General features: G+C 70.2%; 21 protein-coding genes and 1 pseudogene. 8 read left to right on the forward strand and 14 right to left on the reverse strand.

The annotated features are described in order from the left end of the window. The first annotated feature begins 72 nt into the window (after positions 1 to 72). Complete coding sequence (locus tag K340_RS0106160) at positions 73 to 1,110, forward strand: LacI family DNA-binding transcriptional regulator (RefSeq protein ID WP_029136072.1); 1,038 nt, start codon at positions 73 to 75, stop codon at positions 1,108 to 1,110. Here K340_RS0106160 and tsaE read toward each other — a convergent pair. The 8 genes from tsaE to K340_RS0106200 all read right to left on the reverse strand — a co-directional run bounded on the left by tsaE (position 1,107) and on the right by K340_RS0106200 (position 8,585). Next, entirely contained in the window at positions 1,107 to 1,595 is a 489-nt protein-coding gene (tsaE, locus tag K340_RS27875; protein ID WP_051265260.1) for a tRNA (adenosine(37)-N6)-threonylcarbamoyltransferase complex ATPase subunit type 1 TsaE, read from the reverse strand. The genes K340_RS0106160 and tsaE overlap by 4 nt on opposite strands. Further along, positions 1,592 to 2,776, reverse strand: a complete 1,185-nt coding sequence (locus K340_RS27880; protein ID WP_084614107.1) for an alpha/beta fold hydrolase — start codon at positions 2,774 to 2,776, stop codon at positions 1,592 to 1,594. The genes tsaE and K340_RS27880 overlap by 4 nt, the downstream gene beginning before the upstream one ends. Beyond that, the gene (alr, locus tag K340_RS0106175; RefSeq protein WP_029136073.1) at positions 2,745 to 3,890 is read right to left on the reverse strand and encodes an alanine racemase; all 1,146 of its coding nucleotides are present in this window, start codon (positions 3,888 to 3,890) and stop codon (positions 2,745 to 2,747) included. Before alr ends, K340_RS27880 begins: the two co-directional genes overlap by 32 nt. Beyond that, entirely contained in the window at positions 3,887 to 4,546 is a 660-nt protein-coding gene (locus tag K340_RS0106180) for a potassium channel family protein (RefSeq protein ID WP_029136074.1), read from the reverse strand. Before K340_RS0106180 ends, alr begins: the two co-directional genes overlap by 4 nt. 19 nt (positions 4,547 to 4,565) lie before the next feature. Further along, positions 4,566 to 5,942 carry a TrkH family potassium uptake protein gene (locus K340_RS0106185; RefSeq protein ID WP_051265264.1) on the reverse strand — a complete coding sequence of 459 codons (1,377 nt, stop codon included), beginning with the start codon at positions 5,940 to 5,942 and terminating at the stop codon, positions 4,566 to 4,568. A gap of 71 nt (positions 5,943 to 6,013) precedes the next feature. Next, positions 6,014 to 7,483 (reverse strand): NAD(P)H-hydrate dehydratase, encoded by a 1,470-nt coding sequence (locus K340_RS27885; RefSeq protein WP_051265266.1) that lies wholly within the window; start codon positions 7,481 to 7,483, stop codon positions 6,014 to 6,016. Further along, on the reverse strand, positions 7,480 to 7,857 hold the full coding sequence (locus K340_RS0106195) for a holo-ACP synthase (RefSeq protein WP_029136076.1): 378 nt from the start codon (positions 7,855 to 7,857) through the stop codon (positions 7,480 to 7,482). The genes K340_RS27885 and K340_RS0106195 overlap by 4 nt, the downstream gene beginning before the upstream one ends. Positions 7,858 to 8,036: 179 nt before the next feature. Beyond that, positions 8,037 to 8,585 carry a methyltransferase gene (locus tag K340_RS0106200; RefSeq protein ID WP_029136077.1) on the reverse strand — a complete coding sequence of 183 codons (549 nt, stop codon included), beginning with the start codon at positions 8,583 to 8,585 and terminating at the stop codon, positions 8,037 to 8,039. 400 nt (positions 8,586 to 8,985) lie between these two features. On the opposite strand from K340_RS0106200, the gene K340_RS35720 reads away from it, so the two are divergent. Beyond that, positions 8,986 to 9,141 carry a hypothetical protein gene (locus K340_RS35720; protein ID WP_154674105.1) on the forward strand — a complete coding sequence of 52 codons (156 nt, stop codon included), beginning with the start codon at positions 8,986 to 8,988 and terminating at the stop codon, positions 9,139 to 9,141. 54 nt (positions 9,142 to 9,195) lie between these two features. Further along, a complete protein-coding gene (locus tag K340_RS0106210) occupies positions 9,196 to 10,278 on the forward strand; it encodes a hypothetical protein (protein ID WP_029136078.1) in 1,083 nt (360 codons plus the stop codon). A gap of 35 nt (positions 10,279 to 10,313) precedes the next feature. Here the strand turns inward: K340_RS0106210 and K340_RS33940 are convergent, their stop codons facing one another. Beyond that, complete coding sequence (locus K340_RS33940; protein WP_029136079.1) at positions 10,314 to 10,973, reverse strand: hypothetical protein; 660 nt, start codon at positions 10,971 to 10,973, stop codon at positions 10,314 to 10,316. Positions 10,974 to 11,171: 198 nt separating this feature from the next. Further along, positions 11,172 to 12,824, reverse strand: coding sequence for an AAA family ATPase (locus K340_RS0106220; RefSeq protein ID WP_029136080.1), 1,653 nt, complete (start codon positions 12,822 to 12,824; stop codon positions 11,172 to 11,174). A 120-nt stretch (positions 12,825 to 12,944) separates the two neighbouring features. Between K340_RS0106220 and K340_RS27895 the strand changes: the two genes are divergently transcribed. Then, entirely contained in the window at positions 12,945 to 13,763 is an 819-nt protein-coding gene (locus tag K340_RS27895) for a poly(ethylene terephthalate) hydrolase family protein (RefSeq protein ID WP_037363054.1), read from the forward strand. Between the two features lie 8 nt (positions 13,764 to 13,771). Further along, a complete protein-coding gene (locus tag K340_RS0106230) occupies positions 13,772 to 14,527 on the forward strand; it encodes an SDR family oxidoreductase (protein WP_029136081.1) in 756 nt (251 codons plus the stop codon). On the opposite strand, the pseudogene K340_RS37465 reads toward K340_RS0106230, so the two are convergent. Beyond that, a pseudogene (locus tag K340_RS37465) lies at positions 14,475 to 14,672 on the reverse strand (hypothetical protein); the annotation flags it as partial. The gene K340_RS0106230 and the pseudogene K340_RS37465 sit on opposite strands and share 53 nt — an antisense overlap. A gap of 426 nt (positions 14,673 to 15,098) precedes the next feature. Between K340_RS37465 and K340_RS37255 the strand changes: the two are divergent. Genes K340_RS37255 through K340_RS0106240 form a run of 3 tightly spaced genes read left to right on the forward strand, consistent with a single transcriptional unit; the run spans position 15,099 to position 18,210 of the window. Further along, positions 15,099 to 15,461: an ATP-binding cassette domain-containing protein gene (locus tag K340_RS37255; protein ID WP_051265268.1), complete on the forward strand. Its 363-nt coding sequence runs from the start codon at positions 15,099 to 15,101 to the stop codon at positions 15,459 to 15,461. After that, entirely contained in the window at positions 15,458 to 15,814 is a 357-nt protein-coding gene (locus K340_RS37260; RefSeq protein WP_281170690.1) for an ATP-binding cassette domain-containing protein, read from the forward strand. The genes K340_RS37255 and K340_RS37260 overlap by 4 nt, the downstream gene beginning before the upstream one ends. Next, positions 15,814 to 18,210, forward strand: a complete 2,397-nt coding sequence (locus tag K340_RS0106240; RefSeq protein WP_029136082.1) for an FtsX-like permease family protein — start codon at positions 15,814 to 15,816, stop codon at positions 18,208 to 18,210. Before K340_RS37260 ends, K340_RS0106240 begins: the two co-directional genes overlap by 1 nt. 121 nt (positions 18,211 to 18,331) lie before the next feature. Here the strand turns inward: K340_RS0106240 and glmM are convergent, their stop codons facing one another. The 3 genes from glmM to rplM are packed head-to-tail and all read right to left on the reverse strand — an operon-like array spanning position 18,332 to position 20,828. Continuing rightward, positions 18,332 to 19,714 carry a phosphoglucosamine mutase gene (glmM, locus tag K340_RS0106245; RefSeq protein ID WP_029136083.1) on the reverse strand — a complete coding sequence of 461 codons (1,383 nt, stop codon included), beginning with the start codon at positions 19,712 to 19,714 and terminating at the stop codon, positions 18,332 to 18,334. Positions 19,715 to 19,731: 17 nt separating this feature from the next. Then, entirely contained in the window at positions 19,732 to 20,355 is a 624-nt protein-coding gene (rpsI, locus tag K340_RS37470; RefSeq protein ID WP_084614111.1) for a 30S ribosomal protein S9, read from the reverse strand. A gap of 29 nt (positions 20,356 to 20,384) precedes the next feature. Then, the gene (gene rplM, locus K340_RS0106255; protein ID WP_029136085.1) at positions 20,385 to 20,828 is read right to left on the reverse strand and encodes a 50S ribosomal protein L13; all 444 of its coding nucleotides are present in this window, start codon (positions 20,826 to 20,828) and stop codon (positions 20,385 to 20,387) included. Between the last annotated feature and the right edge of the window lie 143 nt (positions 20,829 to 20,971).

A 20,971-nucleotide genomic window follows, 5' to 3' on the forward strand; every position in this document is an offset into this window, starting at 1 on the left:
GGCACGTCTGCCGACGGCCCGGGCACCTGCTGCGACAATCGTCCCGTTCGCGGCTACAGCGAGGAGGCACCGATGGCGGCGACCGCAACGCTGGCCGATGTCGCGGCGGCCGCCGGCGTCTCGCTGGCCACCGCGTCCCGGGCGCTGCACGGCGCGACCGGCCGGACCGTGAGGGCCGACCTGGCGCAACGGGTACTGGCCGCCGCCCGGGCGCTGAACTATGTGCCGAACGCTGCCGCCCAGGCGATGTCCCGGGGTCGGAGCAGCTCGATCGGTCTGCTGGTGCACGACATCGCCGACCCGTTCGCCGGCTCGGTCGCCGCCGGGGTGATGGCCGCCGCCGCCCGCAGCGACCTGATCGTCACCGTCGCGGCCACCGGCGGCGACCCGGAGACCGAGATCAGACATCTGGCCGAGCTGCGCCGGCAGCGGGCCAGGGCGGTGATCCTGGCCGGCTCCCGGTTCACCGACCCGGCGACGGAGGCGGCGCTGACCGCCGAAATCGCCGAATTCAGCCGGGCCGGCGGGCGGGTGGCCGCGATCGGCCGGCCGATGCCCGGGGTCAATACCGTGGTGATCGACAACGCCGGGGGCGCCGAGAAGCTCGCCCGGCTGCTGGTGTCGTTGGGATACCACAGCTTTGCCGTGCTGGCCGGGCCGGAGAATCTGGCCACCAGCGAGGACCGGGTGGCCGGGTTCCGGGCCGGGCTGGCCGCGCTCGGCGTCGAACTCCCGGACGAACACGTGCTGAGCTCCCAGTTCTCCCGGGACGGCGGCTACGCGGGGATGACGGAGCTGCTCGGCCAGGGGTTGGACCCGGACACCGTCGACGCGGTGTTCGCGGTGAACGACGTGATGGCCGTCGGGGCGATCGCCGCGCTCGCCGAACACGGCTACCGGGTGCCGCGGGACGTGGCGATCGCCGGCTTCGAGGACGTGCCGATGCTCCGCGACATCCGGCCGGCACTGACCACCGTGAAGCTCCCGCTGGAGGAGATCGGCGCGCTGGCCACCGATCTGGCGCTGGACACCACCGGCGATCCGGACCTGGTGCTGCACCGCGAGGTGTCGGTGGAGTTGGCGGTCCGGGCCTCGACGCCGGAACGCTAGGCGGGGTCGGGAACCAGCGCCGAAACGGTGTCGCGCCAGCGGGCGCCGGCCGAGACAACCGCGCTACGGCTGTCGTCGGGATGACGGATCAGCTTGATGTGCAACGGGTCCGATGCCAGCCCGGCCGCGATTCCCTCGCCCCATTCGATCACCACCGCGGCCCTGGACAGATCGGTGTCCAGGTCCAGGTCGTCGAGTTCGACGCTGCCGCCGAGCCGGTAGGCGTCGACGTGCACCAGGGTGGTGGGCAGTCCGTCCCTGGTTCCGTTGTGCACTCTGGCCAGCACGAAGGTGGGCGAGGTGATCGTCTCGGTGATTCCCATACCGACCGCGATGCCTTTGGTGAGCGCGGTTTTCCCGGCACCGAGCTCGCCGGCCAGCAGCACCAGGTCGCCGGGCCGCAGCCGGCTGCCCAGCGCGGCGCCGAACCGCATCGTGTCGGCGAGCTCGGGTAGTTCCAGCCGCACGGATGCCGTATCGGTCATGCCGTCGCACTCCGTCGATCATCGGCGCGGGCTGCCCTCCGATGCCCCTTGGCGCCCTTGATACCGGCCTCGGAAGCGGCCCGCCACAACAGCTCCCGCAACGCTTCGGTGGTCGCGGTCGGGTTCTCCAGCATCACGTTGTGCCCAGCACCCGGCACGATCACCAACTCCGCCAACGGCAATGCCTGCGCCAGCGCCTCCGACTGGGCCACCGGCAGCATCCGGTCGGCCGACCCGCAGATGACGACCGCCGGCAGCGGCGCCAGGGCCGTCAACCCATCCCGCAGGTCGTGGGCCAGCACCGCGGGCAGGAACTCGGCGATCACTTCGATCGGGGTGTCCGCGATCATCTGATCGACGTAGTCGACCACCTGCGTCGGCACCTGGGGATCGGCGAAGCCGAAGTTGCGGGTCAACAGCCAGACCGCGTCCCTGGTCGCCGGCCGGCCACGCTCGAACATCCGCGGGTACCGCGACGCGGTGGCGGTGAACGCCCGGACCAGTGCGCTGCCGCCCATCAGGGTCGGCCGCCGGGTCTTCCCGGAGTCCAGGTATGCCGAGGTGTCGACCAGGGCGACGCCGACCACCCGGTCGGCGATCAGCTCCGGCTCGGCGGCGGCCAGCGCCAGGATCGCCATCCCGCCCATCGAATGGCCGACCAGGACCACCGGGCCGTCGGGAGCGGCGGTGGCGATCACGGCGGCCAGGTCCTCGCCGATCGCCGGCAGGGTGGACCGCCCGGGCAGCGCCCGACCGGACTGGCCGTGCGAGCGCTGGTCGTAGAACACCAGCCGGGCCTGTGGGCTTCTCGGCGAGGCGCCCGGTTCGCCGAAGCCCGACCCGGACAGGCCGATCCGCTGGTAGTGCCAGGAGCCCATCCGCAGGGTCCAACCGTGCGCGAACACCACCGTCAGTGGTGCGTCGGCCGGGCCGACCTCCTCGACGTACAGACTCACCCCGTCCGCCGAGGCCACCGTGTAGCTGCGGTCGGGCGTCAGCGCGTCGTAGACGTCGCCGCCCTCGGCGGCCAGCCGGCGGTACTTGCCGACCGCCCGTCGCTGCGCCGTCACCCCGCCGGCGGCGATGGCGCCGATCGCGCCGGTCACCACCGATGCCGTACCGAGAATCTTGCCCCAGGTGCCCACCCGTTCAGTCTCCCCGCAAGGCCGGGGGTTCGTCATCACGGCCGGTGTACCGGCGCGGCGTTCGTGGACCGATCCGGGTGACGATCTCGTAGTCGATGGTGCCGCAGGCCACCGCCCAGTCCCGCGCGGTCGGCTCCCCACGGTCGCCGGGGCCGAACAGCAGCACCTCGTCGCCCGGGGACACCGGCGCGTCGCCGCAGTCGACGACGAACTGGTCCATCGCCACCCGTCCGGCGATCCGCCGGCGGGCGTCGCCGATCAGCACCTCGGCCGCGTTGGACGCCGCCCGCGGCACGCCGTCGCCGTAGCCGATCGGTACCAGGGCCAGCGTGGTCTCGGCCTTCGTGCGGTACGTCAGCCCGTACGACACCCCGTGGCCGGCCGGTACCCGCTTGGTCAGCGCGACCGCGGCCCGCAGTGTCATCGCCGGCCGCAGGCCGGCCGGATCGGCGACCGGGCTGAGTCCGTACAAACCGATGCCGGTGCGGACCAGATCCAGCTGCAGCTCGGGATGGTCGAGGACGGCGGCCGTGTTCGCCAGGTGCGCGGCCGGCGTCAGACCGGCGGCCGCCGCCGCCTGCCGGGCGGCGGCGAACGCGGCCGCCTGTTCGGCCACCGACGGATCCCCGGGGATGTCGGCGCTGGCCAGGTGGCTCATCAGCCCGACCACCTCGACCCGGCCGGCGGCGGCCGCCGTGGCCGCCGCCGCCAGCAGAACGGCGATGTCGGCACCGGCGGCGCCGCCCCGGCCGAGGCCGGTGTCGACCTTGAGGTGGATCCGCGGCCGGCCGCCGACGTCGCCGGCGGCCAGCACCGCATCCAGCTGGGCCGGCGAGCTCACCCCGAGTTCGACGCCGAGGGCCAGCGCCGGGCCCGGATCCTGCAGCGGGGTCCACAGCCAGGCCACCAACCGGGCGTCTACACCGGCCGCCCGCAGTGCCACCGCCTCGGCAGGGGTGGCCACCCCGAGCAGGTCGGCGCCGGCAGCCAGCGCCGCGCCGGCCACCGGCACCGCGCCGTGCCCGTACCCGTCGGCCTTCACCACCGCCATCAACGCGGTACCCGGGCGCAGCCGCGACCGCAGGGCCCGGACGTTGGCCCGGACCGCGGACAGCTCGATCACCGCTTCGCAGCGCACCGGGCCCGTCATTTGTGCTCGGAGAAGCGCAGCACGTCCTGCTGGGTCCCGGTGACGATCAGCAGATCGTCGGCGTTGATCTCGGCGCCGTCGACCTGCTCCACGAATCCGCTGCCGTGCCGCTTGAGCGCCACCACCGTGACGCCGAAGCCGGTCCGCAGCCGCCCGGTGTCCAACTGGCGGTCGATGAGCACCTTCGGCGGCCGGGTCTCCCCCATCGCGAACCCGTCCTCGAACTCGATGTAGTCCAGCATCCGGCCGCGCAACAGGGTGGCCACCCGCCGGCCCATGTCGTACTCGGGCCGGACCACGTGGTGCACCCCGAGCTTGCGCAGAATCTTCGCGTGCGGTTCGGAGATTGCCTTCGCCCAGACCTCACCAACGCCGGCGTCCAGCACCACAGCGGAGGTGAGCAGGCTGGCCTCGATGTCGCCGCCCATGGTGATCACCACCCGGGCGAACTCGCCGATGCCGGCCTGCTCGAGGGCCGTGGCGTCGGTGGTGTCGGCCCGCAGCACGTGCGTCAGCTGATCGCTGATCCGCTGCACGGCCTTGCCGCTGATGTCGATGCCGAGTACCTCGGTACCGGAATCGACCAGCTCCGCGGCGACGGCCGAGCCGAACCTGCCCAGCCCGAGCACGGCGACCGCGTCGGTGTTGCCGCGCACGACCTCCGCGCCTGGTGTTCTAGCCAATGAGGGGCCTGCCTTCCGGATAATCGAATCGTCGTTCACTGTCCCGCAGCGCCAGCGCCGACACCAGGGTGACCGGGCCGAGCCGGCCCAGGAACATCAGCCCGGTCAACAGCAGCAGCCCGGCCGACGGCAACTGCGTGGTGATGCCGGTGGTCAGCCCGGTGGTACCGAACGCGCTGACCACTTCGAACAGCACCCGATCGGTGGAGAAGTCGGTGATCTCCACCAGGACGATGGTCGCGACCACCACCGCGGCCACCGAGAGCAGCGCGACCGTGACCGCCTGCTGCACTGTGCGCGAGGAGATCCGCCGGCCGAAGGCGTTCACCGCGCGATCGCCGCGGACCTCGGCGATGATCACGAACAGCAGCACCGCGAAGGTGGTCACCTTGATGCCGCCAGAGGTACCGGCCGACCCGCCGCCGATGAACATCAACACGTCCATCCCCAGCCAGGTGCCCTGATGCATGCCGCCGATGTCGACGGTGCTGAACCCGGCGGTGCGCAGTGATACCGAATGGAAGACGCCGGCCAGGATCCGGCTGCCGGGCGACAGCCCGCCGATGCTGTCCGGGTTGGACCATTCGGAAATGGTGATGAACAACGCCCCGATGACGAACAACAACCCCGACCCCAGAACGGTGATCTTGGTGTGGGTCGACCACTTGCCCGGGGTCCGCGAGCGCCGGGCCAACTCGAACAGCACCGGAAAGCCCAGGCTGCCCAGCGCAACGGTGACGGCCAGCGTCAGGCAGATCCACGGGTCGTCGACGTAAGCGTCCAGACCGTCCGGCCGGAGCGCGAAACCGGCGTTGTTGAACGCGGTGACGGCGTGGAACACACCGTGGTACAACGCCTTTCCGAAGGAGAACTGGTAGCCGGTGAGGAATCTGACGGTCAGCAGCACCGTGCACAGCAGCTCGATCGACAGGCCGACGACGGCCACCCTGATCAGCAGCCCGGCCACTCCGCCGATCCCCGAGTTCTTCGTCTCGGCCGCCGCCGTGAGCCTCGAGCGCAGACCGAGCCTGCGGGTCACCACCACCCCCAGCAGTGAGGCGAAGGCCATGATGCCGAACCCGCCGACCTGTACCAGCAGCAGAATCACCAGCTGGCCGAAACCGGACCAATAGGTGCCGGTGTCCACCGTCGTCAGGCCGACGACACAGATCGAGCTGGCCGCATGGAAGAACGCGGTGAGCAGGTCCGTCCCGCCCTGGCCGGCCCGGGCGATCGGCAACATCAGCAACCCGGTGCCGACCACCACGCCGATCGCGAACCCGGCCAGAATCAACTGGGCCGGCCGCCAGTGACGACCCGATCGGCGCCGCCGTCGGCGCTGCGCACCGAGGCTGTCGATCGACCGCATGTCGCCGACTGTAGGCGGCAGGCCAGTAGCCGGCCCGCGGGCTCGCCGCCCGGGTCCGCACGTCTGGTCGTTCAGTTCAGCTGGTCCCACAGTGCCTGGGCGCCGGCGATCCCCGCGCGTTCGGCCCGTTCCCCGGCCCGGCCGTGCAGCCGGGCGCCGACCGCGGCGGCCAGGAACGGGTCGAGGCCGGCGGCCAGCAGCGAGGAGATGACGCCGGACAGCACGTCCCCGGAACCGGCGGAGGCGAGCCAGGCCGTGCCGTTGACGTTCACCGCGGTGCGGCCGTCCGGTGCGGCGATCACCGTGCGATGACCCTTGAGCAGCACCACCGCGTCGGCGGCCCTGGCCGCGGCCCGGGCGGCGGCGACCCTTCGGGTCGGATCGAGGTCCGGCCAGAGCCGGGCGAACTCCCCGGCGTGCGGGGTGAGCACGGTCGGCGGTGCCTGGTCACGTCCGGTCCGCATCGGCAACAGGGTGGGGTGTTCGGCCAGCAGGGTCAGCCCATCGGCGTCGACCAACACCGGCACGTCCTGCTCCAGCACGGTCAACAACCGGCTCAGCGCCCGACCGTCGGTCCCCATGCCGGGCCCGGCCAACCAGGCCTGCACCCGGCCGGCGTCGGCCGGTTCGGCCGCAGCGACCACCTCGGGCCAGCGGGCCAGCACCCCTTCGGCCTGCGGTCCGGCATAGCGGACCAGACCTGGGCGCAGCCGGACGGCGGCGCCGGTCGCCAGCACCGCGGCGCCCGGATAGCGCGCGGAACCGGCCAGCACGCCGGTGACGCCGCCGGAATACTTGTCGTCGCCGCTGCCGGGTCGCGGTCGCAGCGTTTCTACATCGGCGTCGTCCATGGCCCAGGCGTCCGGCAGTCCTTCGGGCTCCGGCGCCAACCCGAGGTCGGCGATCACCAGCTCGCCGGTGCGCTCGCTGGCCAGTAGTCCGGTGCTCGGGGCACCGAAGGTCACGGTGACTGCGGCGCTGACGGCCGGCCCGTCCTCGTCGCCGGTGTCCGGATCGATCCCGCTCGGCAGGTCGACGGCCAGCACTTCGGCCCGGGAGTTCCCGGTGAGCCGGGCGAGCCGGGCGGCCGCCGGCCGCAGCGGCGGCCGGGCGCCGATCCCGACCAGCCCGTCGATCACCAGGTCGACGCCGACGAAGTCCCCACCGAAGGTGAAGGTGTCCTCGATGACGCCGGCGAAGGTCGCGACCGGCCCCGGTTCGGCCGCGTCGACCACCCGACCACCGGCCCGCCGGAAGGCGCCCAGACCCGCCGGGTGCGCCTTGGCCGGGTCGGCCAGCAGGGCGGTCACCGCGACGCCGCGCCGGCGCAGGAGGGCGCCGGCGAACAATGCGTCACCCCCGTTGTTGCCTGACCCGACCAACAGCAGCACCCTGCGGCCGGGCAACGGCCGCGGCAACCGGGAGATCGCAACGGTGGCAACCGCTCTGGCGGCGCGCTGCATGGGCATGCCGTCCGGGGCGGCGGCCAGCGCTGTCTGCTCGGCCGCTCGCAGCTGGCTGACGGTGAACGCGGGGATCATCGAGGCGGCCCGAGAGCGATCACCACGGCCGCGGCGATCCCGGCGTCGTGGGACAGCGACAGCTGCCAACCCGTGATCCCTTGAGCGGCAGCAGCTCCGGCGACGGTGTCGACCACCCGCAGCACCGGCCGGCCACCGTCGGTGGACTGCACCGCGCAGTCGTGCCAGTCCATTCCGGCCGGCACCCCCAGCGCCTTGGCGACCGCCTCCTTGGCGGCGAACCTGGCGGCCAGCGATGCCACCGATCGCTGGTGACCTGCGGCGGTGATCTGCTCGTCCGAGGTGAACAGCCGGGCGGCCAGGGTCGGTGTGCGCCGCAGCGCCGCAGCGAACCGGTCGACGGCCACCACGTCGATGCCGACTCCGAGTACCACTGATCCGGGTGGAACCGGCGCCGGCGCAGGAAAGGTGGTCATCGCCAACATCGTGGCAGACGGCCGGAGGCCCACCCCCGACCAGGGCACAACAGATACGGCGGTCACGGCGTTGTCACCGGCCGTCTGTCACGATCCGCACGCGCCGGTCGCCGCCCCGCCGGCGCCGACACGTCCGCTTACTGGCCCGGGAGCACCCGCAGGGGTCCCGAACCGAACTCGATGAGCGCCGCGGTGGCGTCGCCGCCCCTCCGCGTCACTTCCAGGCCGGCCCGCTCGGCGCTGCGCACCACAGTGGCGGCACCGGCCGCCGACATGCAGGCCAGCGCGCGACCGGAGGGCAGACAGGCCTGCGATACCGCTCGCATCAACCGGCCGAGCCGGCCGCTGTCCAGGTCCTCCAGACCATCGGGCAGCAGGTAGAAGTCGGCACCGGCCGGCAGCTCGGTGAGCAGATCACCGGACCTCACGCTGACCCGATCGCCGCACCGCGCCAGCAGCGCCCGGCTGGCCGTGGCATTGCCGGCCAGATCGACCAGCACCGCCGAACCGTCGAAATCGTCCATCACTTCGGACAGCAACCGGCCCGAATCGTCGCTGACGTCGACCACCGACCGCACCCGGTGCCAGGGCACGTGCTCGGCGAACCACAGCCGACGAGGAATGCTGGACGGCCCGCCCCGCATCCCTGGAACAGTGTTGGCCGAGAGCAACGGGTGCGCGATCACGTCAGGTCCTCCCAAGAATGTGATCCGGTGGCCGGATCGTCCACTGCATGGATTCGTCTATTGCATGTTTCGTCTGCCGCATGTCACCGTCTGCTGCACGTTCGTGCGACTGACGATGTCTCCGACATGACGTTCGGTGGCATCGGGTCGACGTTTCTTCGGTGCGACATCTGCCTGGTCCTCCGACCGAACCGATATTCACCGGAGCGAAGCCGTGGGCGACCACGCTTCGGCACCAGTTTCGCGGAGGCGGGTGAAGATCGGAGCGACGGTGGCAACTTCTTGCCACGGAGCGCTACCTTTCAACCGCTATCGCTCATAGTTGTCCGTACGAGCCCGGCTAGCCCCTGCCGGGATCACGACCGTCCGGCCGAACGGCCTCGAAACTGGAGATTCCACTATGCGCAAGCTTCTCGCCGCCGTCACCGGAACCATCGCCGCGACCGTGCTGATGCTGGCACCCACCAGCGCTGCCTCGGCAGCTCCGGCGTTCCACGGCCTGCAGAACGGCGGCGGCGCGCAGGTCATGTGCACCTGGTGCAACGTCGGCTTCTGAGTCGGTCTCCATCGTTCCTACTCCATCCCCCCGATTCCTGAGCGGACCAGCCCGATGACCGAGACACCGTCCACCACGTGGGAGCCCGGCACCCGCCGGGAGCTCGCGCCGGTGCGCGGCACCTCGGCCCGGGATCTGGCCGTCTGGGAACAGGTTGAATCAGGGGTCCCCGGCGGACAGAGCGGCCAGCGGCGGTCCGAGCCGGGCATCGTCGGGCTGCTGCTCACCGGCTACCTGGACACCGAGGTCCGGGCCCGGATGGCCGGATCGCCCGACGCCGACCGGTTCCGCTGGAGCTTCGGCCCCGGGATCGAGCGCTCCGATCCGCTCCGCTCCGCGCCGGTGGACCTCCGGCTGGCCCTCAGCGAGTTGCCGGACACCGGCTGCCGGGTGTCGATGGGCTGGGTGGACGGCGACCGGCGTCATCACCTCGCGCCCGGCCGGGCCAGCCTGGCCTCACATCTGACCCTGTTGCACGGCAACAGCGCGGGTGCGGGCCTGCACGGCACCACAGTCCGGATCGACGATCTGGTCCGGACCGCGGGCGGACTCGGCGATGCGCTCCGGATGATCCACTCGGTGGACCCGGCACACGCCGAGGGTTTGCCGGCACCGAGCGGCCCGACCCGGCTGGCCCGCTGGCTGCGCTCCGGCGAGGGCCCCTGGTCGGCGGAATTCATGCACGACCGGCTGGTGTCGCTGCTCGGCACCGGCCGCACCGAGGAGATCATCTCCTGGGTCCATGAGATGCCCCAGCAGCGCGTGGTGCACGGCCGGGCCGGGCTGTCGGCCATCGTGGTCCCGGAGTCGCCGGCGTCGCCCGCGCTGCTCACCGGCGACGAGATCGCCTACGGCCCGGAGGATTTCGATCTGGCCTGGGTGCTGGGCGAACTGCTGGTCCAGGACCATCTCACCGACTATCTGGATCCGGCCGCCGCGGCCCGCCAGCGCGCGGTGATCAGCGAGTGCCGCGATGCCTTCCTGGTCGCCTACGGTCCGGCCAAGGACATCGTGGTGACCGGCCGGACCGCGACCCTGCGGGTATTGGTGGAGCTGCACGACGCGGCCGCCTTCCAGGACCGGCAGCTGACCGACCTGGCCGCCCAGGTTCCCGAGTTGGTCGACGCGGCCCGCTGAGCTAGATCCAGCCCGGTCTTAGATCAGACCCTGTCTTAGATCCAGCCCTGTTCGCGGGCCAGTGCGCCCGCCTCGAACCGGCTGGTGGTGCCCAGCAGTTCCAGCACGGCGGCAATCCGCCGCCGATAGGTCCGGACCGACCAGCCGTTCTTGCGGGCGGCCGCCTCGTCCGTCAGCCCTTCGGCGAGCACCAGCAGCGTCTCCCGGACCAGTTCGACGTCCAGCCCGCCCGAGGAGAACCCCACCGGCAGCGACGCCCGCCACAGCCCGAGGAACTCGGAGTACAGCGCCCGCACCAGCACCTTGCCGCTGATCAACAGCGCCCTGCCGGTTGGGGTATCCGGCGACTCCGGCACGATTGCCCGCAGCCTGTCAGAGATCACCATCCGGTTGGGCACCGTGCCGAGCACCCTGACCTTCGCGCCCCGGGCCGCGTATTGGGCCAGGTACTCCATCACCTCGGGCCGGCGGGCTGCCCTTGCCGGGTAGATCGTCCTGGTGTCGACGCCGCGATCGAGATCGGCGACGTCCGCATCCCAGCTGCTCCGCAGAGCCCGCACGTCGTAGTCGCCGTCCGGCAGCGCGCTCAGGACCTCGTACTTCGTCGTTCGGTGAAGCCACTCGAGGCTCTCGCCGATCGCCTCGGGAGTGTCGAGCGTGCGCACCGTCGGAGTGGCCTGATTCGGGATTGCCACATCAGACCCCTTCCGGACCACGTGATGCGGGTCATCCTACTCAGCCCAGGGTGCAATCTGACGACCAGGATTCACACGGATTCCGCGGTTGACCCACGGTCGGTGACGCCCGCCGGGGCTGACCTACTCCGGATGGGTGGTTTGCGAGCGATGCGAAGCCGTCGCCGACGGCTCGGCTCGTCATCGCCGCTACGCCGTTCAGGCATCGACCGGGCGGCCGCCGCGATGCCGGACGGTGTCCGGATCGATGGCCGGCGTCACCACCTCGGCGGGCGGTGTCGTATACCCCTCGCGGTCCTGTGCGGCCGATGCCGCGACCGCCCGCACATCCGCCCAGTTCCGCAGGGCGGTGATTTCCTCGGCCTGGGTCACCGACAACGGGACGGTGTTGCCGATCTCGCGCAACATGTCGTCGGTGACCAACGTGCGGCGCTCGTTGAAGGCGTCGAAGCAGGCCGAGATCACCGCCTGCTCGATCTCCGCGCCGGAGAATCCCTCGGTGGCGTCGGCCAGCGCGTCCAGCACCGGCTCGGTGATCTGCAGATCGCCGAGCGCCGGTCCGGCGGCCAGCCTGGCCACCAGGTGCACCCGGAAGATGTCCCGGCGTTCGGAGCGGGTCGGCAGGTCGATGAAGAAGATCTCGTCGAACCGGCCCTTGCGGAGAAACTCTGGTGGCAGCAGGTCGATGTCGTTGGCGGTGGCCATCACGAACACCGATGCGGTCTTCTCCTGCATCCAGGACAGGAAGGTGCCGAACACCCGGGCCGAGGTACCGGAGTCGCCGGCGCCGGAGGCTCCCGCGGCGAAGCCCTTCTCGATCTCGTCGATCCACAGCACGCAGGGAGCCACCGCTTCCGCGGTCCGGATGGCGGTGCGGATGTTCTGTTCGCTGGCGCCGACCAGTCCGCCGAAGATCCGGCCGATGTCCAGTCGGATCAGCGGCAGCCCCCAGGCCGACGACATCGCTTTGGCTGTCAGTGATTTGCCGCAACCGGGCACCCCGGTCATCAGCACCCCCTTCGGGGCGGGCAGTCCGTAGGCCTTGGCCTCCCCCAACCAGGAACCGTTGCGTTTGGTCAACCAGGTCTTCAGGTTTCCCAGACCGCCGATGTCGTCGAGCCTGACGGAGGACGAGATCACTTCCAGCACACCGGATTTGCGGATGATCTGACGCTTCTCCTCGGCCACAACGGTGACGTCATCCACCGTCAGGTGGGCGTCGGCGACCATCGCCCTGGCGAACGCGTTCTCGGCCTCGTAGGCGGTGAGACCGGTCGCGGCCTGGGCCAGCCGCTCCACCCCGTCGTCCCCCAGGTCGGTCTGCAACGCGCCGGCCTCGGTGTTGCGGGTGATCATCCGCTGCAGCAGGTCCCGCAGGAACGTCTCGTCCGGCAACGGGAAATCCAGCAGGGTGACCAACGACTCCAGCTCGGCCGGCACGTTCTGCACCGGCGAGATCAGGATCAGCGTCCGCGGAACCGTGCCGTCCTTGTAGAACCGGACCAGGTCCTTGATGGCCCGCACCACCTGGGTATCCGGCGGCGCCGCGTTGCTGCCCAGCCACGGATGCAGGTCGAACATCACCACCACGCTCGGCATGGTGAGCGCCGCGGCGGCCGCCAGCGCGGCCAGCGGGGTCCGGCTGTCCGGGTTCCCCGGCTGGCCGAGGGCGGCGAACCCCGCCGATGTCGACCAGGTGAAGACCCGGCGTTGCGGCGTCACCTGCCGACCGTCGCCCACCACGGCGGCGATGCTGCCCAACACCCTGGTCTCCTCGGCCGTCGAGATCGACAGCAGCGGGAACCTGGCGCGGACCAACCGCCGCAGGCTGACGGGAAAGTCCTCGGCCATCCGATGGGTCCCCTTCTCTGGTCGCCGACAGGTGCCGCGGGCGTCACCCTGGCTGCCACGGTCCGGCGTTGCCGGCGGCTGGGCGATACTCTACGGAACGCACCTGTCCCAGGGAGGATCATGGCCCGCTCGTCGTCACCGTCGGTCGACAAGCCGACCCTCGAGTACCTGTCCCGGCCCGGCCCGCACCGGATCGCCTCCGGCGATCTGGCCGCGGTCGGCCTTCCCGGCTCGGTATTCGCGCCCGTCAGCGGGCGGGACCTGCCGGTGATCGCCTTCGGGCACGGCTGGCTGCAGCCCGTCCACCGGTACGCCGGGACCCTGCGCTACCTGGCGTCCTGGGGCTTCATCGTGGTCGCACCCGCCACCGAGCGCGGGCCGGTGCCGTCTTACTCCGGGCTGGGTGCCGACCTGTCGAGGTCACTGCGCTCCGTGGTCGCGGGCAGCCTGGGTGGCGGCGTGGTGACCGGCAGCGCGAGCAAGCTCGGGGTGCTCGGGCATTCACTGGGCGGCGGCGCCGCGGTGTTGGCCGCGGCGGTCGACTCCGGTATCAAGGCGGTCGCGACGGTCACCGCGAGCGCGAGCAGGGCGGCCCTGCGGGTCGCCGGCGACGTGACCGTCCCCGGGCTGCACCTGGTCGGAGTTGCCGACCGGATGGGCGAGAACGCCGGCGCGGAACTCGCCAGGTCCTGGGGCGGCCCGGTGCAACTGCGAGAGGTCAAGGGCGCCCAGCATCTCGGGCTGGCCGAGGGCCGGCACTGGACCACCGCGTTGTCCGGCAATGGTGCCGAGAAGCGGATCCAGCAGGCAACCCGGACGCTGGCCACCGCCTTCTTCCTGCGGCACCTGGCCGGGCAGGACCAGCTGGCCGACGAGCTGGAGGAGAAGATTCCCGGAACCTCGATCGTCGATCTGAGCGATCCGCAGGACGAGCAGTAGTTGAAGCGATGAAGATCGCGGTCGCCGGTGGCACCGGCGTGGTCGGGCGGTTCGTCGTCGAGGCGGTCCGCGGCAACGGCGACGAGCCGGTGGTGCTGAGTCGGTCGACCGGGGTCGACCTGACCACCGGAGCCGGGCTGGACGCCGCGCTGGCCGGAGTGGACGCGGTGATCGACGTCAGCAACATCGAGACGATGAGTCGGAAGAAGGCCACCGCGTTCTTCGAGACCGGCACCCGCAACCTGCTGGCGGCCGAGCAACGTGCCGGGGTCGGACACCATGTACTGCTCTCCATCGTCGGCATCGACCGGGTCGGGCTGGGGTACTACGCCGCGAAGCTGAGCCAGGAGCAGGCGGCGCTGGCCGGACCGGTTCCGGCCACCGTGCTGCGCGCCACCCAGTTCCACGAGTTCGCCGGCCAGATGCTCGATCGCACCGGCCCGGTCGTCATCGGCCCGAAGATGCTCAGCCAGCCGGTCGCCGCCCGGGAGGTCGGGCAGCTGCTTGCCGACCTGGCCCGTCGGCCACCGGCCGGCCGGGTCCCCGACCTGGCCGGCCCGCAGCAACTCGACATGAGTCAGCTGGTTCGGCGGGTAGCCAAGGCGCGTGGCGTCCGCAAACCGATCGTGGCGTTCCGACTGCCCGGCAAGGTGGGCACTGCGATGGCCACCGGCGGCTCGCTGCCGGACGCGGACGGCCCGCGCGGCAGCATCACTTTCGACGAATGGCTGGCTTCCGAGAACGCGGGAAATCCGCCGGGTTAGGCCGAAGCGACAACGGTGGCGACTCGTTCGGCGACGCCGGTGTCGACCGCCCCTCCGGGGCCCCGACCGCCCGGACCAGCGGCTCGGTGCCTGACGGCCGAAGCAGCACCCGGGCGGTTTCGCCCAGTTCGGCCACCACAGGTGCTCAGCCAGCCGGTCGCAGCCAGGGATGTCGGGCAACTACCGTGGGACCCGGCCCGCGGAACTCGACACTTCAGTCGATCGGTCCGGCGGGCGACCAAGGCGTGGTGCGTCGGTAAAAAGTAGGATTCTCGCGGCCAACGAGTTCGGGAACTGTCCGTTACAACTGGCTATTGACAAGGCATCTGGCCAGTCCTAACGTTTTTTAAAATCGCTCCCCGTCGGGGGGCAGAGGCAAGGGGAACTTCGATGTCTAAGAAGTCGTTCGCCGGAATCTCGATCGCAGTGGCACTCGGCCTCGGTCGAGGCAAAGCAGGAAACTCATACATCTGCTTGAACACCGGTACCAGGCAGGCGAATGTCGGCTACGACTTCAATGACGAGACTCATTGATGCGCGTCTACCACTCCGCTGCAGTCTGCTGATCCGCGTGCAGAAGACGCCGGTCCTGGTCACCAACGGCTCGATCGAAATCTCTCAGCTCAGCTATCGATATCCCGGACCTTCGGACGAGCACTGTGCCCTGCTTGGCGTCTCCTTCACGGTTGAACCTGGCGAGTTCGTGGTCCTGCACGGCGTGAGCGGCAGCGGAAAGAGCACGTTGTTGGCCATCCTTGCCGGGCTGCTCATTCCGGTCGAGGGCGTGGTGCAATGCGCCGGGGTCGATCTCACGACGACTGATAGCGATCAACGCGCCCATTATCGCGCGACCAGGTCGGCTGTGGTATTTCAGGAGTTCAATCTCCTGACCATGCTCACCGTCGCGGAGAATGTCGGACTGCGGCTCGATTGAACGGGGCACCCTCAAAGAATGCACGGGCTATCGCACTGAGCGCCCTAGATGTAGTTGGATTGGCGGAATATTGCGATCGGTTTCCAGGTGAATTGTCCGGCGGCCAACGTCAGCGGGTGAGCGTCGCCCGAGCGATCTCGATCCCTAAACCAATCCTGCTGGCTGACGAACCGACGTCAGCGCTGGACAAGGAGACTGCTGCGATCGTGTACAGAGCCTTGCATCGTGCCGCGGACGGTGGTTCGTCGGTCGTGGTTGCCACCCACGACCCGGCTCTGGCCGCCTGGGGTACCAGAAGCGTGGTCATCAGCGACCGCCAGTTGACGGGCGGAATGCGGGCCCAAAGCAGCTGATGACCAAGGACCTGTGGTGGCGGCTCGCCTCACGACTCTTCGTGGGACGCTCGTCCGTCGTCACTGCTGTCCTGGTAGCCCTCCCACTCGCCGCGACCGTCGCGGGGGTTGCTGCCGCACAGAGTGTGGCCAGTACCCGGGAGCAGGTTGTCCAGTTGATGACCGGCGGCCACGCCGCGAGCATCTCGGTCGGCGACGGCGCCATCCCCGATGATCTGGCCACCCGACTTGGCCCAGACATGAAGGTTGCGACCATCCGCACCGAGATCTACGACGTACCGGCGACCGCTCACGGTGCCGGCGCGGAGGTGATCTACCGGGAAACCCACTGGGGCGCGGTCCAGTCGGACGAGCTGTACCGCGTCATCGCCGGGCGCTTGCCGAACTCACCACGCCACGCTGCGGTCAGTGTTGAACTCGCCGAACAACTGCAGCTCACACCGGGTTCCGAAGTGGTCGTAGCCAGCGACCCGGCACATCCGGTCGCCATCACAGGCGTCGTGGAGCCACTGCGCCGGACGGACGAGCTGACCATCCTCGGCGAAGCCGGAACGTGGCGGTCCCTACAGGTGCCGTCCATGATCCGGTCGTCACTTTTCCCGACCCGTGACGTCCTCGTCGATCCCCGGAAACCGGACGGTGCGGTCAGCATCAAGGATCCGAGAGCAGTGGTCGCAGACGCCACCGCCGCATTTGCCGGCGATCCCTTCTATGTCCAGCAACCAACCCTGGTCGCCATTCCGGTGGTGATTCTCGCCGTCGTCGGCGCGGCCTTCGGCCTGGTCGTGAGGCTGCGGCGGACTCGAGCGGACTTTGCCGTGCTGAGCGCGTTCGGCCTGCGGCGTCGAGGAATTCGTTCCCTCATCGTGCTCGGGGCACTGCTGGTCGCCGTGCCCGCGGCCGTCGTCGGGGTCGGCATCGGAGCAGCGTTGGCACCCATGCTGACCGCCGCACTGGCCGCCGCACTCAAGCGCGGTGTCGTTACCCAGCACGGCATTTCGGTGACCGCAACGATCACGATGGCGGGCCTGGCCGTCGCGACCACGGTGGTCGTGGCGTGGCTGGTGAGTGCACGTGTCGCCCGGGATGCTGATCAGGGCGCCGGAGCAAGGCCGGCGAGCGACAACGTGCCGGTCCGCGGACGCCGCGGGTGGATCCGTCGCACAATTCAGGCGTTGGCGATCGTCGGTTCCGCAATCAGCGTGGCCACGCTGCGCGACGACATGACGGGCGCCTTCCTTGCCATCGGTTCGTTCATCGTCCTACTGATCTCCAGCGCACCCGACCTCGTTGCCGTGCTACATCGGATACTTCGCCGCCTCGGGATACCCGCCGACATCGGGGGCGTACTCGTGGTTCGCGACCAGGGCCGCACGCTCGTGACGGTGGCTGCGGTGCTGACGGGCTTGTGCCTGCCGATCGGAGTTGCCGCCAGCGGCCAGTCCCTGAATCGACAGCAGCAATTACTGCACGTGGCCAATCCCCCCGCCGGGCAGGTTCGCATCAACAGTCACGGGCACGCCCTTCCGCCGGAGACAGTGCGGGCGATCGGTGCCGCCGCCGGGCAGGAGCCGGTCGCCTTGCGCTGTCTGACCAGTTCTCCCGACGGATCATGCTGGCAGCCGGCAATCGGCGAAGACAGCCGCGAGATCACGGTGATCGACGATCCGAGTGACCTCAGCAAGCTGACCGGGCTATCGGCGTCGCCGGAGGACGCGGCGGCCCTGTCGCGCGGCGAATTGTTGGTGCTCGGGTCCGCACCCGGCGGCGGATCAACGACGCTCACCGGACCGTCCGCCGGCGACCATCGGCACATCACTTTTCGTCGACGGCAGGCCGACGACAGTGCCCGGCAGGTGACCACCGCCGTCCTCCTCACATCGGCGCTCCCTACGGGGACGACCGCGAAAGTACTCGACTACCGAATCCCTGCTGCCGCGAATCGATTCGTCGAGATCCGGTCCGCGGCTATGGCCCAGGGCATGCTCAGCCGCGACGTTTCGGTCGATACGCCACCGACCAACCGGCTGGGTGGCACCACCGACTTCCTCGTCCGCGCCGGCGGTGTGCTGGCACTGCTGCTGGCGGCCACAGCGATGGTCGCCGCGGCCCGCGAAAACTGTCGCACCTACCGCCAACTCGCCGCCCTCGGAATGTCGGCGGCGGCCGTCACCTTGACCGGATTACTGAGCTCCGTCATTCCGATAGCGGTTGGTTGGGTGTTCGGCGTAGCGGGTGGCCTCTTCATCGCATGGGTCAGGCTGATTCCGGTCGACATGCCACTTGCCGTCCCCTGGACGACTGTGGGATGGGCAACCGTGGGTTTGGCCCTCCTCGTCGCCATCGCATTTCTCGCTCGACCGAGAGCAGCGGATGGGTTCCTGTCACTGTCATGACCCAGGCAGCACGGTCCGCCACGATCGACTGGCCCAAGCCGCTCGCAGCAACGGCCTCACGGTCACGGCGCCGGACTGACCGGGCGTCTGCAGCGGAACCCAGGCAGCGCTATCGCCTCAGTCAGGCCGAGGCGACGACCGAGGCGACCCGCTCGGCGATGCCCTTGGCCACCGTCCCCTCAGGAGCCTCGACCATCACCCGGACCAGCGGCTCGGTGCCGGACGGCCGCAGCAGCACCCGGCCGGACTCCCCCAGTTCGGCCTGCGCCTCGGCAACCGCCGACCGAACGGCGGCCGAGTCCGCCACTGCGGCCTTGTCGGCGACCCGGACATTGATCAGCACCTGCGGGAACTTGGTCACCACCTTGGCCAGGTTGCCCAGCGTGATGCCGGTGGCCGCCACCCTGGCCATCAGGTGGGTCGCGGTGAGCAGCCCGTCGCCGGTGGTCGCGTAGTCGCTCATCACGATGTGGCCGGACTGCTCGCCGCCCAGCGAGTATCCGCCGGCGTTCATCTCGGCCAGCACGTAGCGGTCGCCGACCGCCGTGGTCTTGACCGTGAGGCCGGCCCGCCGCATCGCCTGATGGAACCCGAGATTGGCCATCACCGTTGTCACCACGGTGCCGTAGTTCAGTTCCCCGCGTTCCTGCATGGCCAGCGCGAGCACCGCCAGGATGGCGTCGCCGTCGACGTCCGAGCCGTCGGCCGCCACCGCCAGGCAGCGGTCGGCGTCACCGTCGTGGGCAATGCCGAGATCGGCGCCGTTGGCGACCACCGCCGCCCGCAACCCGTCCAGGTGGGTCGAGCCGACGCCCTCGTTGATGTTCAACCCGTCGGGTTCGCCGGCGATCACGATCACCTCCGCGCCGGCCCGCCGGTAGACCTCGGGGGCGACCGTCGAGGACGCGCCGTGCGCACAGTCGACGACGACCTTGATGCCGGTCAGCGCGTGCGGGATGGAGACCAGCAGATGGTCGACGTAACGGTCCACCGCGCCGTGTTCGTCGTAGATCCGGCCGACCCGGTCGCCGGTCGGCAACGGCAGCTCGGCATCCATCCCGGCCTCGATGGCGTCCTCGACGTCGTCGGCGAGCTTGAAACCGCCGGCGCCGAAGATCTTGATCCCGTTGTCCGGCATCGCGTTGTGCGAGGCCGAGATGACCACGCCGAGGTCGGCGCCGAGTACCCCGGTGAGATAGGCGACACCCGGCGTCGGCAGTACCCCGAGCAGCGCGACGTCGACGCCGGCCGAGGCCAGCCCCGCCGCCACCGCGGCCTCCAGCATCTCGCCGCTGGCCCGCGGATCGCGGCCGATCACGGCGAGCGGGCGGGTCCGGGTGGGCGGCTTCTGGTCGCCCCCGGCAGACACAGCAGCCGCCCGTGCCTTCGCCGGATCGGCGGTCAGCACACGGGCGGCCGAGGTGGCCAGACGCAGCGCGAGGGCAGGAGTGAGGTCGGCGTTGGCCAGACCCCGAACACCGTCGGTTCCGAAGAGCCGAGCCATGTCGCGGCGCTGCTGGATCAGCGCTTGGAGTACTGGGGGGCCTTGCGGGCCTTCTTCAGGCCGTACTTCTTACGCTCCTTGACCCGCGGGTCGCGCTTGAGGAAGCCGGCCTTCTTCAGCGGCGGGCGATCGGTCGGCTCGAGCTCGATCAGCGCCCGGGCGATACCCAGCCGCAGCGCGCCGGCCTGGCCGGTGACGCCGCCGCCGGACAGCGAGGCGAAGACGTCGTAGATGCCGTCCTTCTCGAGGTTGACGAACGGCTCCTTGACGAGCTGCTGGTGCACCTTGTTCGGGAAGTAGCCGTCCAGGGTGCGGCCGTTCAGCGTGAACTGACCGGTGCCGGGCATCAGGCGGACCCGGACGATGGCCTCCTTGCGGCGACCGACGGTCTGCACCGGGCGGTCGACGGCGACGTGCACGGTCACGGCAGGGACGATTTCCGGCGCCTCGTCGGTGACGACCGGCTCGATCACCTCGGCCGGTTCGACAACGTCGACCTCGACCTCGTCCGCCGGGGCCTCGGCTGCGGGCGCCTCGGTGGCAGCGGCCTCGGTGGCGGTGTCAGCGGCATCGGTCGCCGGGTCGGCCGTGGCCTCGACCTCGGGGGTCTCGCTGGCGGGGTTGCTCACTGCGTCGCTCATTTCGGTGTTCTCGCTAGGGGTGTCGGTGCTCACTGGGCTACCTGGATGATCTCGAACGGCTCGGGCTTCTGTGCCGCGTGCGGGTGCTCGGGGCCGGCGTAGACCTTGAGCTTGCGGCCCATCTGGCGGCCGATCGAGTTGTGCGGCAGCATCCCGATGATGGCCTTCTCGACGAGCTTGTCCGGCTTGCTGTCGAGCAGCTGGCCGACGGTCTGTGACCGCAGCCCGCCCGGGTAACCCGAGTGCCGGTAGAGCACCTTGCCGTCGCGCTTGTTGCCGGAGATGGCAACCTTCTCCGCGTTGATGATGACGACGAAGTCGCCGGTGTCGATGTGCGGCGCATAGATGGCCTTGTGCTTGCCGCGCAGCAGCTGCGCTGCCTGGCTGGCCAGCCGGCCCAGCACGACATCGGTCGCGTCGATCACGTGCCAGGCGTGGGTCACATCGCCGGGCTTGGGGCTGTACGTGCGCACAGGTCTGCCTCTTCGTCTAGAAAACTGGGTGAACAGCTCGGTGGTTCCGGACCGGTTCACCGGCACAGATCCTTCTGGTGGTTCATCTGGCGGCGCGCACCAACTCCCCCGTGGGGCGCACAAGGGTCAAGATTACCGCGAAG

The organism is Nakamurella lactea DSM 19367, assembly GCF_000426645.1.
Taxonomy (GTDB): Bacteria; Actinomycetota; Actinomycetes; order Mycobacteriales; family Nakamurellaceae; genus Nakamurella; species Nakamurella lactea.

Coding starts and splice junctions, on each gene's coding strand:
- K340_RS0106160 (WP_029136072.1), top strand. CDS start 73: ATGGCGGCGACCGCAACGCTGGCCGATGTCGCGGCGGCCGCCGGCGTC.
- tsaE (WP_051265260.1), bottom strand. CDS start 1,595: ATGACCGATACGGCATCCGTGCGGCTGGAACTACCCGAGCTCGCCGAC.
- K340_RS27880 (WP_084614107.1), bottom strand. CDS start 2,776: ATGACGAACCCCCGGCCTTGCGGGGAGACTGAACGGGTGGGCACCTGG.
- alr (WP_029136073.1), bottom strand. CDS start 3,890: ATGACGGGCCCGGTGCGCTGCGAAGCGGTGATCGAGCTGTCCGCGGTC.
- K340_RS0106185 (WP_051265264.1), bottom strand. CDS start 5,942: ATGCGGTCGATCGACAGCCTCGGTGCGCAGCGCCGACGGCGGCGCCGA.
- K340_RS27885 (WP_051265266.1), bottom strand. CDS start 7,483: ATGATCCCCGCGTTCACCGTCAGCCAGCTGCGAGCGGCCGAGCAGACA.
- K340_RS35720 (WP_154674105.1), top strand. CDS start 8,986: ATGCGCAAGCTTCTCGCCGCCGTCACCGGAACCATCGCCGCGACCGTG.
- K340_RS0106210 (WP_029136078.1), top strand. CDS start 9,196: ATGACCGAGACACCGTCCACCACGTGGGAGCCCGGCACCCGCCGGGAG.
- K340_RS0106220 (WP_029136080.1), bottom strand. CDS start 12,824: ATGGCCGAGGACTTTCCCGTCAGCCTGCGGCGGTTGGTCCGCGCCAGG.
- K340_RS27895 (WP_037363054.1), top strand. CDS start 12,945: ATGGCCCGCTCGTCGTCACCGTCGGTCGACAAGCCGACCCTCGAGTAC.
- K340_RS0106230 (WP_029136081.1), top strand. CDS start 13,772: ATGAAGATCGCGGTCGCCGGTGGCACCGGCGTGGTCGGGCGGTTCGTC.
- K340_RS0106240 (WP_029136082.1), top strand. CDS start 15,814: ATGACCAAGGACCTGTGGTGGCGGCTCGCCTCACGACTCTTCGTGGGA.
- glmM (WP_029136083.1), bottom strand. CDS start 19,714: ATGGCTCGGCTCTTCGGAACCGACGGTGTTCGGGGTCTGGCCAACGCC.
- rpsI (WP_084614111.1), bottom strand. CDS start 20,355: ATGAGCGACGCAGTGAGCAACCCCGCCAGCGAGACCCCCGAGGTCGAG.